Below are 15901 nucleotides of genomic sequence, written 5' to 3'. Positions count from 1 at the left end.
GACGGTCAGCGCGCGAGCGCCTGCTGCACGTCCGCGATGAGGTCACCGGCGTCCTCGATGCCGACGGACAGCCGCACGACGTTCTCCGGAACGGCGAGCTCGGTGCCCCGCACCGATGCGTGCGTCATCTCGCTCGGGTAGCCGATGAGCGACTCGACGCCGCCGAGCGACTCCGCCAGCGCGAACAGCTCGGTCGACTCCGCGAACCGCTTCGCCGCGGCCGGCCCGCCGGCGAGCGCCACGGACAGCATCCCGCCGAACCCGCGCATCTGCCGGGCGGCGACGTCGTGCCCCGGGTGGTCGGACAGGCCCGGGTAGTAGACGCGCTCGACACCGGGCGCGGCCACGAGCGCCTCGGCCACGGCCTGCGCGTTCGCGGAGTGCCGTTCCATCCGGACGGCGAGCGTCTTGATGCCACGCGTGGTCAGGAACGCGTCGAACGGCGACGAGATCGCGCCGGCACCGAACTGCAGGAACTGCACCTTCGCCGCGAGCTCCTCGTCGGCGAGCACGACGGCGCCGCCGACGACGTCGGAGTGGCCGCCGAGGTACTTCGTCGCCGAGTACACGACGACGTCCGCGCCGAGCGACAGCGGCTGCTGCAGGTACGGCGACGCGAAGGTGTTGTCCACGACGACGACCGCGCCGGCCTCGTGCCCCAGGGTGGCGAGGGCTGCGATGTCGGCGATCTTCATGAGCGGGTTCGTCGGCGTCTCGACCCAGAGCACGGTCGCGTCCGGCGCGTCCTGCAGCGCGGCGCGCACCTGGTCGAGCTCGCTCATGTCGACGACGACGAGCTCGACGCCCCACGGCACGTGCAGGCGGCTGACCAGGCGGTGCGTGCCGCCGTAGACGTCGTTGCCCATCACCACGCGTGCGCCGGGCGACAGGACCGATCGGAGCAGGGCGTCCTCGGCGGCGAGGCCGGAGGAGAACGAGTACGCGGCGACGCCGCCGTCGAGGTCGGCGAGCAGGGCCTGCAGGCCGTCGCGCGTCGGGTTGCCGGAACGGGAGTACTCGTAGCCGTTCCGCATGCCGCCGATGCCGTCCTGCACGTACGTCGAGGTCACGTGGATGGGCGGGATGACGGCGCCGGTGGCGCCGTCGGGCTCCTGGCCGGCGTGGATGGCTCGGGTGCTGAACTCGGTCATGGGTGTTCGTTCTCCAGGTCGGGTCGGACGGGAGGCGCGGGTCGCGCCCGTCACGGGCGGTGCGTCGCGGACGCCGCCGGGTCTACTCGGACAGGTAGGTGAGCAGGTCGTGTCGCGTCAGCACCGTGACGGGCTTGCCGTCCTCGACGACGAGGAGCGCGTCCACCGTCTCGAGCGCCCGGCGTGCGGCGGAGACGGACTCCCCCACGCCGATGAGCGGCAGCGGGTCGCCGACGAACCCGCTCAGGGCGTCGGTCATCCCCGCGGCACCGGTGAAGACCTGCTCGAGCAGGTCCTTCTCGGCGACGGCGCCGATGACCTCGCCGATGACGACGGGCGGCTCGGCGGTGAGCACGGGCATCTGCGAGACGCCGTACTTCGACATGATGTCGACGACGTCGCGCACGGTGTCGGCCGGGTGGGCGTGCACGAGGTCGGGCAGGCGTCCGTCCTTGCCGGCGATGAGCGACCCGACGGTGCGGGCGTCGTCGGTCTCGGCGAAACCGTAGGAGCGCATCCAGCGGTCGTTGAAGATCTTGCCGAGGTACCCGCGGCCGCCGTCGGGCAGGAGCACCACGACGACGTCGTCCTCGGTGAGGTCACGGGCCGCCCGGAGCGCGGCGACGACCGCCATGCCGCTCGAACCGCCGACGAGCAGGCCCTCCTCGCGGGCGAGGCGTCGGGTCATCGCGAACGCGTCCGCGTCGGACACGGCGATGACCTCGTCGGCGATGTCCGGGTCGTAGGCGCCCGGCCAGAAGTCCTCGCCGACGCCCTCGACCAGGTACGGACGGCCGGTGCCGCCGGAGTACACGGAGCCCTCGGGGTCGGCGCCGATGATCCGGACGCGACCGCCGGAGGCCTCCTTGAGGTACTTGCCGGTGCCGGAGATGGTGCCCCCGGTGCCGACGCCCGCCACGAAGTGGGTGAGCTGCTCCTCGGTGTCGCGCCAGATCTCCGGGCCGGTGGTCTCGTAGTGGCTGCGCGGCCCGTTCGGGTTTGCGTACTGGTTCGGCTTGTAGGCGCCGGGGATCTCCTGCACCAGCCGGTCGGACACCGAGTAGTAGGACTCGGGGTGCTCCGGCGCGACCGCGGTCGGCGTGACGACGATCTCGGCGCCGTAGGCGGTGAGCACGTTGCGCTTGTCCTCGCCCACCTTGTCCGGCAGCACGAACACGCACCGGTACCCGCGCTGCTGCGCGACGAGCGCGAGCCCGACGCCGGTGTTGCCGGAGGTCGGCTCGACGATCGTGCCGCCGGGCCGCAGGTCGCCGGAGGCCTCGGCGGCGTCGATGATCCGCGTGGCGATGCGGTCCTTCGAGGACCCTCCGGGGTTCAGGTACTCGACCTTCACCAGGACGGTCGCCCGCACCCCCTCGGTGACGCGGTTCAGCTTGACGAGCGGGGTGTTGCCGACGAGGTCGACGACGGAGTTCGCGTAACGCACGCCCGCGAGTCTACGTCGCGCTGACCGCGTGCTGTCGGCTCGTGACGTGCGCGGACATCGCCGCGGAGCCCTCGGCCCGGCGACGCGACGCGGTCAGCTGCCGACGGACTCGGCGGGGGCGTTCTGCTGCCGGTGCAGCTCGGCGTACGTGCCGTCCAGCGCCAGGAGTTCGTCGTGCGACCCCTGCTCGACGATCTGCCCGTGGTCGAGCACGAAGATGACGTCGGCGTCCCGCACCGTCGACAGCCGGTGGGCGATCGAGATCGTCGTGCGCCCGGCCGCTGCCGTGTCGAGCGCGGTCTGCACCACCCGCTCCGAGATCGAGTCGAGCGCACTGGTGGCCTCGTCGAGCACGAGCACCGGCGGGTCCTTCAGCAGCACGCGCGCGATCGCGATCCGCTGCTTCTCGCCGCCCGACAGCCGGTACCCGCGCTCCCCCACCACCGTGTCGTACCCGTCCGGGAACGACGCGATGGTCTCGTGGATGTTCGCCGCCCGCGCCGCCCGTTCGACCTCGTCGTCGGTGGCGTCCGGCTTCGCGTACCGCAGGTTGTCGGCGATCGTCGCGTGGAACAGGTAGGTCTCCTGGCTGACGATGCCGATGTGGCGCATCAGGTCCTCGTGCTCGAGGTCACGGACGTCCTGCCCCGCGAAGCGGACCGAACCGGTCGTCGCCTCGTACAGGCGGGGCACCAGGTACGACACGGTCGTCTTGCCTGCCCCCGAGGGTCCGACGAACGCAGCGAACTGCCCGGGCCGGAGCGCGAAGGACACCCCGCGCAGGGTCGGCTTGTCGGCCTCGCCGTCGGGGTAGGTGAAGGTGACGTCCTCGAAGGCCACGTGCCCGACGGCGGCCTGGTCGATCGGCTTCGCCGTCGGCGAGTCGGTGATCGCCGGCTCGAGGTCGAAGTACTCGAAGATGCGGGCGAACAACGCACCGGAGGTCTGCAGGTCGAGCACGACCCGGAGCAGGCCGACGGTCGGGAACAGCAGCCGCGACTGCACGGTCGTGAAGGCGACGATCGTGCCGGCGGTGATCGGGACGTCCCCGATGATCAGCCACGCGGCGACCAGGTAGATGATCGCCGGGATGATCGACAGGAAGATCTGCACGATCGCGAAGAACCACTGGCCGGACATCTGCTGGCGGACCTGCAGGCTGATCTGGTTGCGGTTCTCGTCGCCGTAGCGCTTGGTCTCGCTGCGCTGCTGGTTGAAGCTCTTGGCGAGCAGGATGCCGGAGACGCTGAGGGCCTCCTGCGTGATCGCGGTCATGTCGGAGAGCGACTCCTGCGTCGCCGAGGCGATGCGCGCCCGGACCTGGCCCACCCGGCGCTGGGCGATGACGAGCAGCGGCAGCAGGACCACCGCCACCAGCGTCATCTGCCAGCTGAGCAGCAGCATGGCGACGAGCGCGGCGATGACGGTGACGGTGTTGCCGAGCACCGACGAGATCGTGTTGTTGAGGACGCTCGCCACGCCGCCGACGTCGTTCTGCAACCGGGACTGGATCACGCCGGTCTTCGTGCGGGTGAAGAAGGCGAGCTCCATGCGCTGCAGGTGCCCGAACAGGCGCATCCGCATCGCGCCCATCACCTTGTTGCCGACCGTCGCGGTCAGGTACGTCTGCCAGACGCCCACCCCGGCGCTCGCGATCCAGAGGAAGACCATCGCGGAGACGAGCTCGACGAGCACCGGAACGTTCGGCCGGCCCGACGGCGGGAAGAGTCCGACGTCGAAGGCCTTCTGCGTGAGCAGGGGCGGCACGACCGAGATCGCGGCCCCCACGAGCACGAGCACGACCGTCAGGACGATCGCCCGGCGGTGCGGCACGAAGAGCCCGGCGATGCGGTGCAGCAGGTGCGGGATCTTCGGCGCCTCGGCGTTGGCGGCCTTCTGCGCGCGGAAGTCGCCGCTCGAGATGCGGCCGCCACCGCGCGGTCCGCCGCCCCCGCCGCCGCGCATCCCGTGGCCCATGCTCATGGGGCCAACGCTATCCCCGTCCCGTGACATCGGTGTCGCCGGTGCATTTGACCCCTCTCAGGGGGCGTGCGAGCATGTGCCGTCCCCGTCCCCGCACCACCGAGGTCCCATGTCGTCCGCGCCCTCCCGTCCCACGTCCCTGCGGGCGCAGCTCGCCCGCCGCAAGCCGATCGAGCAGCTCCAGGCCGAAGCCGCGGCGGGGGTCGACGGCACCCCGCTGCGCCGGTCCCTCGGCGTGTGGCACCTCACGATGATCAGCGTCGGCGCGACGCTCGGCACCGGCATCCTCGTGGTGCTCGGCACCGCCGTGCCGCTCGCCGGCCCCGCGGTGTGGATCTCGTTCGTGGTCGCGGGCATCGCGGCGCTGCTGTCGGCGCTGTCGTACGCCGAGATGGCCGGCGCCGTGCCGACCTCGGGCTCGAGCTACTCGTACACCTACGCGACCATGGGCGAGGGCATCGCCTGGGTCTGCGGCTGGTGCCTCGTGCTCGAGTACGCCGTCTCGGTCGCGGCCGTGGCCGTCGGGGCGAGCGAGTACGTCGACGAGACCCTCCGCGTGTTCGGCACGCACCTGCCCGCCGCGCTGTCGGCGCCTCCCGGCGAGGGCGGTCTGGTCAACCTGCCCGCAGCCGTCCTGGTGCTGCTGGCGACCGTGGTGCTGCTCCCGGGCGCCCGCGAGAGCGCCTGGGTGAACACGGTCATGGTCGTCGTGAAGATCGCCCTGCTCGTGTTCTTCGTCGTCGTGGCCTTCACCGCGTTCCAGGCCCGGAACTTCGAGCCGCTCGCCCCCATGGGCGCCGCCGGCGTGACGGCTGCCGCGTCCCGCCTGTTCTTCTCGTACATCGGCTTCGACGCCGCCTCGACCGCCGGTGAAGAAGCGAAGAACCCCCGCCGCGACCTCCCCCGCGCCATCATCGGCTCGATCGTCCTCATCACGGCGCTCTACATCCTGGTCGCCGTGGCTGCGATCGGCGCCCGCTCGTGGACCGACTTCTCGTCGACCGAGGCCTCGCTCGTCCGCATCGTCGTCGACGTCACCGGCCAGCCGCTCGTCGCGCTCGTGTTCTCCGTCGGCGCCGTCGTCGCCATCGCCAGCGTCGTGCTGACCGTGCTCTACGGGCAGACCCGCATCCTGCTGACGATGTCCCGCGACGGGCTGGTGCCGAAGGTGTTCGGCCGGGTGTCCCCGCGCACCGGTACCCCGATCGCGAACACCCTCATCATCGGCATCGCCGTGACGATCGTCGCCGCGCTCGTCCCCCTCGGCGAGCTCGCCGACGCCACGAGCATCGGGACCCTCGTCGCCTTCGCCCTGGTGAACGTCTCGGTGATCGTGCTCCGACGCTCCCGGCCGGACCTCGAGCGCTCGTACCGCGTGCCGCTCTTCCCCGTCGTCCCGGTCCTCGGCGCGCTCAGCTGCGTCCTCCTCGCGGTGTTCCTCGGCGCCACGACGTGGATCGCCTTCGGCATCTGGATGCTCGCCGGCGCCGCGCTCTACCTGGTCTACGGCCGCCGCCACAGCACCCTGCGCTGACGCGCGAGGCGGGGGCCCGCGGTCCGGTCCACGCCCGGTCCCGTCCGTTCCGGTCCGATCCGCGAAAGCGACAGTTCTCCGCGAACGTTCCGCGCCGCGCTGTCGCTTTCCGGTCCGCGCCGGTCCGATCGGTTCGGTTGGTCCGGTCGGTCCGGTTGGTCCGATCCGGTTCGCGCCGGTCCGGTCGGTCCAGTCGGTCCGGTTGGTCCGATCCGCGAAAGCGACAGTTCTCCGCGAACGTTCCGCGCCGCTCTGTCGCTCTGCCGGGAGGCCCGCCCCACCTTCCGCGAGACGTGTCGCCCTGGCAGCACAGCCACTCGGCGAGCTCGTCCGCCCCCCCCGGCTCACCGGCACGGCACCCCGTGCTCGCGGAACAGCGCCCGAAGCCGCTCCGGGTGGTGCACGTGCTCCCAGTACACCCGCACGAAGCCGTTCACCTCGGGGCGGGCTCGGATCCGGTCCTCGCGGCGCTTCTCGTCCCAGGCGGTGTCCTCCGGGGTTCGCCCGTGCAGCATCGCCGGGTCCTCGTACTTCTGCCGACCGTCGAACTCGACGACGATGCCCTCGCGTGGCAGCCAGAAGTCGACACGGGCCACGCGGCCGTCCGCGAAGCGGAACTCGTGCTGCGGTTCCATGTCCGGGCATCCGAACTCGGCCGCCCGGACCGCGAGGTACGACTCGCCCACGGACTCGTGACGGACGTCGCAGGTCGCGAGGGCCTGCTCGAGCCGGACCGATCCCCAGGGTCCCACGCTCGCTGCGAGGTCCTCGAGGACCTGGTGTTCGACGCCCCTCCGGAGCGCGTGGTCGAGCGCGACGACGGCACCGGCGAGCGAGTCGCGCCGCGCCGTCTCGACCGCGGTGTGAGCGAGGTCGGCGACCCGCACGCCCTGGAAGGACCGGTCGGTCTGGATGACCCCTCCGCTGTGGACGGTCAACCCGACCCGGTGCAGGTCGTGGTCGAGCCCCGGCACGGTCACGTGCACCCGTTCCGGCCAGGGGCCGAGGCGAGGACAACCGTGGACGGCCGCGGCGGAGTCGAGCACGAAGACGGCACCCGGCCGGAGCAACGGGACGACTGCACGCATCCGGACGAGGTACTGCGACCGCCGGTCGAGCACGTCCCAGGCGGACCGTTCGACGTACACGCCGTGTCGCACCCGGACCAGCTCGCCGGCGCGCTGCCGTCGCTGGAGGAAGCGTGCCGCAGCGCGGTCGAGCGGGTTCGTGCGGAGGAGGTCGATCGCGTTGGCAGGATGCATGCCAGCACCCTGTCGCCGAGTGCCGCGGTGCGCGGGCCCGGTCACTGATCTGTGGAGAACTCCTGCTCGACCGGAAGCCCCGATGGTGCCGCCATCGCGACGCTGCTCGGCCCCGGCGCACCGTTCATCCCGCCGACGCGACACTCTGCCGCGAACAGTTGGCGGCAGACTGTCGCTTTCGCGGAACACTCCACCGCCCCGAACACGACGAAGGCCGCCGCCCCCGAGGGGGCAGCGGCCTTCGTGACCGAAACGGTCGAGACTACGCGAGCTCGATCGTGGCGCCGGCGCCCTCGAGCGTCTCCTTGGCCTTGTCGGCGGTCTCCTTGTTGACACCCTCGAGGATCTTGGCGTCGGCGGTCTCGACGAGCGCCTTGGCCTCACCGAGGCCGAGCGACGTCAGGCCACGGACCTCCTTGATGACCTGGATCTTCTTGTCACCAGCGGACTTGAGGATGACGTCGAACTCGGTCTTCTCCTCGACGGCCTCGGCCGGGGCAGCAGCGCCGGGGGCGGCGGCAGCGGCGACCGGGGCGGCCGCGGTGACCTCGAAGACCTCTTCGAACTTCTTCACGAAGTCCGAGAGCTCGATGAGCGTGAGCTCCTTGAAGGCCTCGATGAGCTCGTCCTGCGAAAGCTTCGCCATGATTTTCTCCTACTACTCAGTAAAACGTGTGGTTGTGGAACGCGAGCCTGATCAGGCCGCGGACTCCTGCTTCTCGCGGAGGGCGTCCACGGTGCGGACGGCCTGCGAGAGGGGGGCCTGGAACAGGTACGCAGCACCGAACAGCGAGGCCTTGAAGGCGCCGGCGAGCTTGCCGAGCAGGACTTCACGGGACTCGAGGTCGGCGAGCTTGTCCACCTCGGTCGCGGAGAGCGGGTTACCGTCGAAGTAACCACCCTTCACCACGAGCTCGGGGTTCGCCTTGGCGAATGCACGCAGCGACTTCGCGACGGCGACGGTGTCACCGTGGACGAAGGCGAGAGCGGACGGACCGGCGAGCTCGTCGTCGAACGACGAGATGCCGGCGTTGTTCGCCGCGATCTTGGTCAGCGTGTTCTTCACCACGGCGTACGTGGCGTGCTCACGGATCGAGTTGCGGAGCTCCTTGAGCTGCGCGACCGTGAGACCGCGGTACTCGGTGAGCAGAACGGCGTTCGAGCTACGGAAGGACTCCGTGAGCTCGGCGACCGCAGCTTCCTTGTTCGCCATGGTTCTCCTTGGGGGTCTTGCCGGCAGCCCCGGGTCCACGAACGAAAAAAGCTCCGGCGCAGAGGCTCGGAGCTGCTCACACCAGATGGTGGGAGTGGTTCGGAACACCTGCGCGGGATGCCTCACGTGTGAGGACCTTCGGTTGCGGCGCAAGCGCAGCAACATCCGGCGGTCTTTGGCTTCGAGAACAGTACCAGATGCGGTGGACGAGACCAAACGGCGGACGGGCGTGCCCAGCTGGGCGGCGATGCGAAGCGTTGCGCTGGGCACGCCGACCGAGCCTGCGAGGGAGGACGGGGCAGGCCCGCCCCGCGCCTCCCGACCGACACGGCCGGCACACCGCTGGCGCGTCGCGCCGGACCGGCGGCGTGGGCCCGGTCGGTCAGCGGGTTGCGTCCACCGCGGCGGGCGTCTCGGCCCACTCTGCCGTTTGCTCGACCCGGGTCGGCGCCACCGCCTGCTCGGTCGGCAGGTGCACCGTGAAGACCGTGTCGCCGGGCTCGCTCGTCACCGCGACGGTGCCGCCGTGGGCCTGCACCACCGCGTCGACGATGGCGAGCCCGAGGCCCGTCGAGCCGACGGACCGCGACCGCGAGCTGTCGGCGCGGGCGAACCGTTCGAACAGCTTCGGCAGGAACTCCGGGTCGATCCCCTGCCCGGTGTCCCGCACGGTCAGGTCGACCCCGCCGTCGCCCGGTGTGATGCCGACCGTGATGCGGGTGCCCTCGGGGGTGTGGGTCCTGGCGTTCGTCACCAGGTTCACGATGACCTGGTGCAGCCGGGCGGCGTCGCCGACGACCGAGACCGGCTCCGGGGGCACGTCGACCTCGATGACGTGGTCGGGCGACGCCGCGTGCGCGTCGTTCACGGCGTCGAGCACCAGCCCGGTCAGGTCGACCTCGGCGAACTGGATCTCGCGGCCCTCGTCGAGGCGGGCGAGCAGCAGCAGGTCCTCGACCATCGAGGTCATCCGGATCGACTCGGACTCGATCCGTCCCATCGCGTAGACGACGTCCTGCGGCAGGTCGCCGCCCATCCGCCGGGTGAGCTCGGCGTAGCCGCGGACCGAGGCGAGCGGCGTGCGGAGTTCGTGCGAAGCGTCCGCGACGAACTGCCGCACCTTCTGCTCGGAGCGTTCACGGGCCTGCATGGCGTTCCCGATGTGCCCGAGCATCCGGTTGAACGCGGCGCCGACGCGGCCCACCTCGGTGCGGGGGTCGGTGTCGGGCACGCGGACGCCGTCCAGCGCGTCGCTGCGGTCGAGCGGCAGCCGGGTGACCGTCGAGGCGGCCTCGGCGACCCGTTCGAGCGGGCGGAGCGACCGGCGGACGACGACCGCGGCGACGACGGACCCCGCGACCAACGCGGCCGCGACGACCGCCACCACCACCCAGAACAACTGCCACACGCTGTCGTAGACCGGCGCCATCGGCAGCCCGACGACGAGGACCGCCGGCCCGACCGTCACCGCGGCGATCCGGTAGGCACCGAGGGTCGAGCCGAGGTCGACCGTCGCCGGCGGCGCGCCGACCCGGACGGTACCGAGCGCCGCGGCGCTCGACCGGGTGATCGCGCTCGGTCGGCCGTAGTCGTCGAGCACGTTCGCGATGACCACCTGGCCGTCGACGAAGTAGGCGGTCAACGTGCCGACCGCCTGCCCGGACGGCCGCGACAGGTCGATGCTCGGCTGTCCGGACGGGTTCTGTTGCAGGTACCGCTGCGCACGGTTCGTGGCACCCGTGATCTGCTTGTCGATCGCACTGGTCTGGATCGAGGACAGCGCGATGATGCTGCCCGCCCCGATGACCGCGCTCACGGCGACGACCAGGGCGACGATGCTCAGGACGAGCCGGCGCCGCAGCGTCACGAGGTCGGCTTGATGACGTACCCGACGCCACGCACCGTGTGGATCATCGGGGTCTCACCGGCGTCGATCTTCTTGCGCAGGTAGGAGATGTAGATCTCGACGACCGAGGACTTGCCCCCGAAGTCGTACGACCACACGCGGTCCAGGATCTGCGCCTTCGACAGCACGCGTCGCGGGTTCCGCATGAGGAACCGGAGCAGCTCGAACTCGGTGGCGGTCAGCTCGATCGACCGGCCGGCACGGGACACCTCGTACGACTCCTCGTCGAGCACCAGGTCGCCGACCACGATGCGGGAGTCCCCCGCCTCGGAGATCGAGATCTGCGAGCGACGGATGAGGCCGCGCAGCCGCGCCACGACCTCCTCGAGGGAGAACGGCTTCGTGACGTAGTCGTCGCCACCCGCGGTGAGGCCGGTGACGCGGTCCTCCACGCTGTCCTTGGCGGTGAGGAACAGTACCGGGGTGTCGTCGTTGTTCTGCCGCAACCGGCTCAGCACCTGCAGCCCGTCGAGGTCCGGCATCATCACGTCGAGCACCATCGCATCGGGCTTGAACTCCCGCGCCGTCGTCAGGGCGTCCTGCCCGCCGTTCGCGCTCTTCACGTCCCAGCCCTCGTAGCGGAGCGCCATGGACAGCAGGTCGGTGAGGCTGGCCTCGTCGTCGACGACGAGGATGCGCAACGGGGTGCCGTCGGCACGGGTGAGACGCGGGGCTGCTGCGGGCTGGGAGATGGTCACGTCTTCGAGTATCGAGACGTTCCTATGAGCGCTCTGTGGGGGTGCCGTCACCCGGCTGTGGGTCTGCGATCAGACGATCGGCCCCGAGCCGGTCGCGCGGCGGGCGACGAACCAGGCGCGGACCGGTGCACGGGTGGCGGGGAACGCCGTCGTCGTCACCACGGCGACGAGCACGCCGCACACCGCGGGGACGAACACGGCGGTCACGGCCCCCTCCGGCAGGGCGGAACGGACGATGCAGGCCGACACCGCCGCGGCGGATGCGACGGTCGCAGCCGGCAACGCCGCTCCGAGGACGGTGCGCAACCGGACACCGGTCCCCCGCAAGGCGATGACGTAGGACGGCAGCACGAGTGCCGCACAGGCGGCCGCGTACGCCACGACCATCCCGCGGACACCCCAGGGCGACCCCGCGACGAACGCCGCGATCGTGAGCGGCTGCGACACGAGCACCCACCGGATCTGGCGACGGACGTGCCCGCTCGCGACGAACCACCACTCGGGGACACAGCCGAGCGCCCGCGCCGCGCCGCCGACCACGAGGAACGGCAGGAGGTCGGCCGACCCCGACCACGCCGACCCGAACAGCAGCTCGACGACCGGACCGGCCAGGACGCCGAGCAGTGCGAGGACCGGCCAGGCCAGCAGGGTCACCGCCGCCGTGAACTGTCGGAGCCGTTCCGTCAGGAGCGTCGGGCCCGCTTCGGCGAGCGCGGGCAGTGCGACGCGCTGCACCGCCGCTCCGATCTGTTCGAGCGGCAGTGTCATGAGCTGCACGGCCTGCACGTACACCCCGGAGGCGGCAGATCCGAAGAGCGCGGCGACGAGGACCCGGTCTCCGGTCCGGAAGACGAGCATGACCACCTGCACGATCGACACGTCACGGGCGATGCCGACCATCTCGCGGACCACCGGCCACGGAGCCGCCTCGCCACGAGGCGCGCGCCGGAGGACGGCGACCCCGGTGCCGACGACGGTCCACAGGACGACGACCTGCGCGATGACCGCGATCGGCCCGACTCCGGCGAGCGCCAGGAGGACGGCCGTCGAGGCCCCGAGCACGGCACCGGCCGACTCGACCGCGACGACCCGCCCCATCTCGGCGCGTCGGGCCATCGTGGCGATCGGGACCGCGACGGCTCCGGACACGGGGAACGCCACGGCGATCGCGAGCAGGAGGACCCCGTAGGGCGCGTCGGGCGCGAGCCACGCCGCGAGTGCTCCGGCCGTCGCGACGGCGACCCCGAGCACGAGCCCGAGGAGCGCACTCATCCGGTGCAGCGCCACGAGGACCGCCTCGGGCTGGGCGCCGGACCGCAGCACCACCGCTGCGAACCCGCCGCTGCGCACGAGTTCGAGGACGATCGACAGGCCGAGGACGACGGCGGCCGCGCCGTAGTGCTCGGGGCCGAGGATCCGCGCGACGACGACGTTCGCCAGGATCTGCACGGATGACCGGATGAGCGTCCCGCCGAGGCTCAGGAGCCCGCTGCGGAAGAACATCACGCATAGAAAATATCACATGTGTACATACGTATCCGCTACGTGCCGGTTGGCAGCCGTGAGCGTCCCTGGTCGCGACACCGTAGCGTTGGCCCCATGTTGCGCACCGCCGCCTGGCCCCCGTCCGCGACGGACGTCGACGCTCCGGCGTTGGAACGCTCGGCCGGGAGGCTCAGCGGGACCCACGCGGACCGGCTCGCGTTCGCGCGGGCGGTCGCGTCCACGACCCCGCCGCTGGCCTCGGGGACCGCCGGACGGTTCTTCGGCACCCTGGCCGCCGTGGCGGCCGCGGACGTCGCCCTGGCACGGACCGTCGAGCCACACCTCGACGCGCTCGGCATCCTCGCGCAGGCGGGAGTCGACGCGCCGGCCGGGACGACGTGGGGCGTGTTCGCGGCCGAGGCACCCGGACTCCGTCTCGACGCCACCGAACAGCAGGACGGCACCGTGCTCCTGCACGGCACGAAGCCGTGGTGCTCCCTGGCCTCGACGCTCTCCCACGCCCTCGTGACCGCACACTCCGGTGACGAGCGACGCCTCGTCGCCGTGGACCTCCGGCAGGACGGCGTCTCGGCGCACGACGACGCCTGGGTGGCGCGGGGGATGCCGGACGTCCCGAGCGGCCCGGTCGACTTCGACGGCGTCCGGGCGCAGCCCGTCGGCGACCCCGGCTGGTACCTGACCCGGCCCGGCTTCGCGTGGGGCGGGATCGGGGTCGCTGCGTGTTGGTGGGGCGGAGCGGTCGGCCTCGGCAGGAGGCTCCGTGCACTCGCCGAGGAGCGCCCGGCGTCCGAACTGCTGCAGGCGGCGCTCGGCGCGACCGTGCTCGACCTCGCCGACGCCGAGAGTGCGCTCGCGGAAGCGGCGTGCGCGATCGACGACGAGACGGCGGGACCGGAGGGTTCCGCACCGGACTGGCCGTTGCTCGCGCAGTCCGTCCGCTCCAGGGTCCGCAGGGCGGTCGACGCCGTGCGCGAGCGGGTCGTGTCCACGATCGGTCCCGCTCCACTGACCGCGGACGCGGCGGTCGCGGCGCGGGTCGCCGACCTCGAGCTGTACGTCCTGCAGGACCACGGCGCCCGGGACCTCGCACGCATCGGCCGGATCGTCGTCGAGCGCGGCGGTGTCGCGTGGTGAGCTTCGACCACCGGGAGCCCGGGACCGATCCGGCGGCGTGGACGGCCTTCCTCGACACCGTGCCGTCCGGCGCCGTCGAACTGGACGGCATCGGGTCCGTCGTCGTCCTCGCGCCGCACCCCGACGACGAGACCCTCGGTGCCGGCGGTCTCATCGCCCGGGCCGCGGACGACGGCATGCCCGTCCACGTGCTGCTCCTGACCCGGGGAGAGCACTCGCACCCGGACTCCCCCACGACCACCGCCACGGACCTGGCCACGGTGCGCGACGCCGAGTTCGCCGCCGCCGTGCGGCTCCTGCACCCGGACGCCACGGTCACCTCGGTCGGCATCCCCGACGGCGCGACCCGCGAGCACCGCGACCGCGTCGTCGGCGCCGTGGCCGACGCCCTCGCCCTGGGAGCCGGGCCGACGCTGCTCGTCGCGCCCTGGCGCGGCGACGGGCACCGCGACCACCGCATCGCCGGAGAGGTCGCCGAGGACGCAGCGCGTGCCGTCCCGGGGACGTCCCTGCTCGCCTACCCGATCTGGACCTGGCACTGGGACGACCCGACCGCGTCCGAGGCGCCGTGGGGACGTGCCCGGACACTCCGACTCACCGAGGACCAGCTGGAGCGGAAGCGCAGCGCGCTCGCGACCTACCGCTCCCAGGTCAGCCCGCTGTCGCCGGCCGTCGGGGACGAGGCGATCGTCGACGACCGGCACGCCGAGCACCACCTGCGCACGACGGAGTGGTTCTTCGCGTCGGAGCAGGTGCCCTCCCGCTCCCAGGCCTCCTTCGACGCGCACTACGAACGGAAGCCCGAGGGGTGGGACTTCGACGGGTCCTGGTACGAACGCCGGAAGCGCGCAGTGACGCTGGCCGCACTCCCCCGACCGCGGTTCCGGTCGGCGATCGAGATCGGCTGCGCGACCGGGGTCCTGACGGCGGCGCTGACCGAGCGTGCCGATGCCGTGCTCGGGACCGACATCTCCGCCGCACCCCTCGAGCAGGCCGCGCGCAGGGCACCGGACGCCCGGTTCGTCCAGGCCGCACTGCCCGCCGAGTGGCCGGCGGGGCGCTGGGACCTCGTCGTCATGTCCGAGGTCGGCTACTACCTGTCCCCCTCGGACCTCGACGCGACGATCGACCGCGTGCTCGCGTCCCTGGACGACGACGGGGTCCTCGTCGCCTGCCACTGGCGCCACCCGGACGACGAAGCGGTCTCGAGCGGCGACGCCGTCGACGCCCGCCTCGCCGAACGGTGGCCCCGCCCCGCACTGGTCCGCCACGTCGAGGAGGACTTCGTGCTGAGCGTGCTGCCGGGTCCGGCCGTCCGTTCCGTCGCGCGGGACGAAGGGCTGGTCCGGTGACCACGCCCGCACGGATCGACGTCGTGGTCCCGGCGCACGACGAACAGGACCGGATCGCCGCCTGCCTCGCCGCGCTCGGCGCCGCTCGCGCCCGGCTCGCGGCCGAGCGGCCGGACGTCGAGGTCTCCGTCACGGTCGTGCTCGACGGCTGCACCGACGGCACCGCCGCTGTGGTGGACGGCTTCGCCGTCGACGTCGTCACGACCGCGCACGTCGGGGTGGGTCGTGCGCGGGCGCTCGGCGCCGCGCAGGCCGTCCGGGACCACCCCGCCGACGCCGGGCGGCGGTGGCTCGCGCACACCGATGCCGACTCCCGGGTGCCGACCGGCTGGCTCGTGCAGCAGGCCGACGCACTGCGCTCCGGGGCGCACGTGCTGGTCGGCGCCGTCGTCCCGGACCCGGACGACCTCGATCCCGTCGTGCTCGCCCGCTGGACCCGGGCGCACCCGCCCGGAGCCGCGCTCGGACACGTGCACGGTGCGAACCTCGGCGTGCTCGCGGCGGCCTACCTGGCGCTCGGCGGGTTCGACCCCGTCCCCGAGCACGAGGACGTCCGGCTCGTCGAACGCGCGCGCGCGACGGGCTTCCGCGTCGACGCGACGGTCGACCTGCCCGTGGTGACGAGCGGCCGGTTCGCCGGTCGCACCCCTGGTGGGTACGCGGAGCACCTGCGGCAACAGTACGGCGACGCGAGCTGACCGGGTCGTCCGGCCGA

General features: G+C 72.2%; 13 protein-coding genes. 4 read left to right on the top strand and 9 right to left on the bottom strand.

The window, feature by feature from the left end; translation table 11 throughout:
• Positions 1-5: 5 nt before the first annotated feature.
• The 3 genes from BIU94_RS13755 to BIU94_RS13745 all read right to left on the bottom strand — a co-directional run bounded on the left by BIU94_RS13755 (position 6) and on the right by BIU94_RS13745 (position 4575).
• Positions 6-1151: a cystathionine gamma-synthase gene (locus tag BIU94_RS13755; RefSeq protein WP_071261240.1), complete on the bottom strand. Its 1146-nt coding sequence runs from the start codon at positions 1149-1151 to the stop codon at positions 6-8.
• Between the two features lie 82 nt (positions 1152-1233).
• Positions 1234-2598 (bottom strand): cystathionine beta-synthase, encoded by a 1365-nt coding sequence (locus BIU94_RS13750; RefSeq protein ID WP_071261236.1) that lies wholly within the window; start codon positions 2596-2598, stop codon positions 1234-1236.
• 93 nt (positions 2599-2691) lie between these two features.
• Positions 2692-4575: an ABC transporter ATP-binding protein gene (locus BIU94_RS13745; RefSeq protein WP_071262125.1), complete on the bottom strand. Its 1884-nt coding sequence runs from the start codon at positions 4573-4575 to the stop codon at positions 2692-2694.
• 115 nt (positions 4576-4690) lie between these two features.
• Between BIU94_RS13745 and BIU94_RS13740 the strand changes: the two genes are divergently transcribed.
• A complete protein-coding gene (locus tag BIU94_RS13740) occupies positions 4691-6115 on the top strand; it encodes an amino acid permease (RefSeq protein ID WP_071261234.1) in 1425 nt (474 codons plus the stop codon).
• A 344-nt stretch (positions 6116-6459) separates the two neighbouring features.
• Here BIU94_RS13740 and BIU94_RS13735 read toward each other — a convergent pair whose 3' ends face one another.
• From BIU94_RS13735 to BIU94_RS13710, 6 genes are all read right to left on the bottom strand, one after another.
• Complete coding sequence (locus BIU94_RS13735) at positions 6460-7377, bottom strand: hypothetical protein (RefSeq protein WP_071261232.1); 918 nt, start codon at positions 7375-7377, stop codon at positions 6460-6462.
• A 262-nt stretch (positions 7378-7639) separates the two neighbouring features.
• Entirely contained in the window at positions 7640-8023 is a 384-nt protein-coding gene (gene rplL / locus BIU94_RS13730) for a 50S ribosomal protein L7/L12 (protein WP_071261227.1), read from the bottom strand.
• Between the two features lie 51 nt (positions 8024-8074).
• On the bottom strand, positions 8075-8590 hold the full coding sequence (gene rplJ / locus BIU94_RS13725) for a 50S ribosomal protein L10 (protein WP_070418388.1): 516 nt from the start codon (positions 8588-8590) through the stop codon (positions 8075-8077).
• A gap of 382 nt (positions 8591-8972) precedes the next feature.
• Positions 8973-10457 carry a cell wall metabolism sensor histidine kinase WalK gene (locus BIU94_RS13720; protein ID WP_071261225.1) on the bottom strand — a complete coding sequence of 495 codons (1485 nt, stop codon included), beginning with the start codon at positions 10455-10457 and terminating at the stop codon, positions 8973-8975.
• Positions 10454-11188 carry a response regulator transcription factor gene (locus tag BIU94_RS13715; RefSeq protein ID WP_368086425.1) on the bottom strand — a complete coding sequence of 245 codons (735 nt, stop codon included), beginning with the start codon at positions 11186-11188 and terminating at the stop codon, positions 10454-10456. Before BIU94_RS13715 ends, BIU94_RS13720 begins: the two co-directional genes overlap by 4 nt.
• 75 nt (positions 11189-11263) lie before the next feature.
• Positions 11264-12697 (bottom strand): oligosaccharide flippase family protein, encoded by a 1434-nt coding sequence (locus BIU94_RS13710; RefSeq protein WP_071261220.1) that lies wholly within the window; start codon positions 12695-12697, stop codon positions 11264-11266.
• Between the two features lie 96 nt (positions 12698-12793).
• On the opposite strand from BIU94_RS13710, the gene BIU94_RS13705 reads away from it, so the two are divergent.
• Genes BIU94_RS13705 through BIU94_RS13695 form a run of 3 tightly spaced genes read left to right on the top strand, consistent with a single transcriptional unit; the run spans position 12794 to position 15884 of the window.
• Entirely contained in the window at positions 12794-13834 is a 1041-nt protein-coding gene (locus tag BIU94_RS13705) for an acyl-CoA dehydrogenase family protein (RefSeq protein ID WP_071261218.1), read from the top strand.
• Positions 13831-15186: a bifunctional PIG-L family deacetylase/class I SAM-dependent methyltransferase gene (locus BIU94_RS13700; protein ID WP_254783001.1), complete on the top strand. Its 1356-nt coding sequence runs from the start codon at positions 13831-13833 to the stop codon at positions 15184-15186. Before BIU94_RS13705 ends, BIU94_RS13700 begins: the two co-directional genes overlap by 4 nt.
• Complete coding sequence (locus tag BIU94_RS13695; protein ID WP_071261211.1) at positions 15183-15884, top strand: glycosyltransferase; 702 nt, start codon at positions 15183-15185, stop codon at positions 15882-15884. The genes BIU94_RS13700 and BIU94_RS13695 overlap by 4 nt, the downstream gene beginning before the upstream one ends.
• The last annotated feature ends 17 nt before the right edge of the window (positions 15885-15901 follow it).

This window comes from Curtobacterium sp. MMLR14_006 (assembly GCF_001864985.1).
GTDB lineage: Bacteria > Actinomycetota > Actinomycetes > Actinomycetales > Microbacteriaceae > Curtobacterium.
Note: the sequence above shows the minus strand (reverse complement) of the source record. Positions and strands in the feature narration are given on the sequence as shown.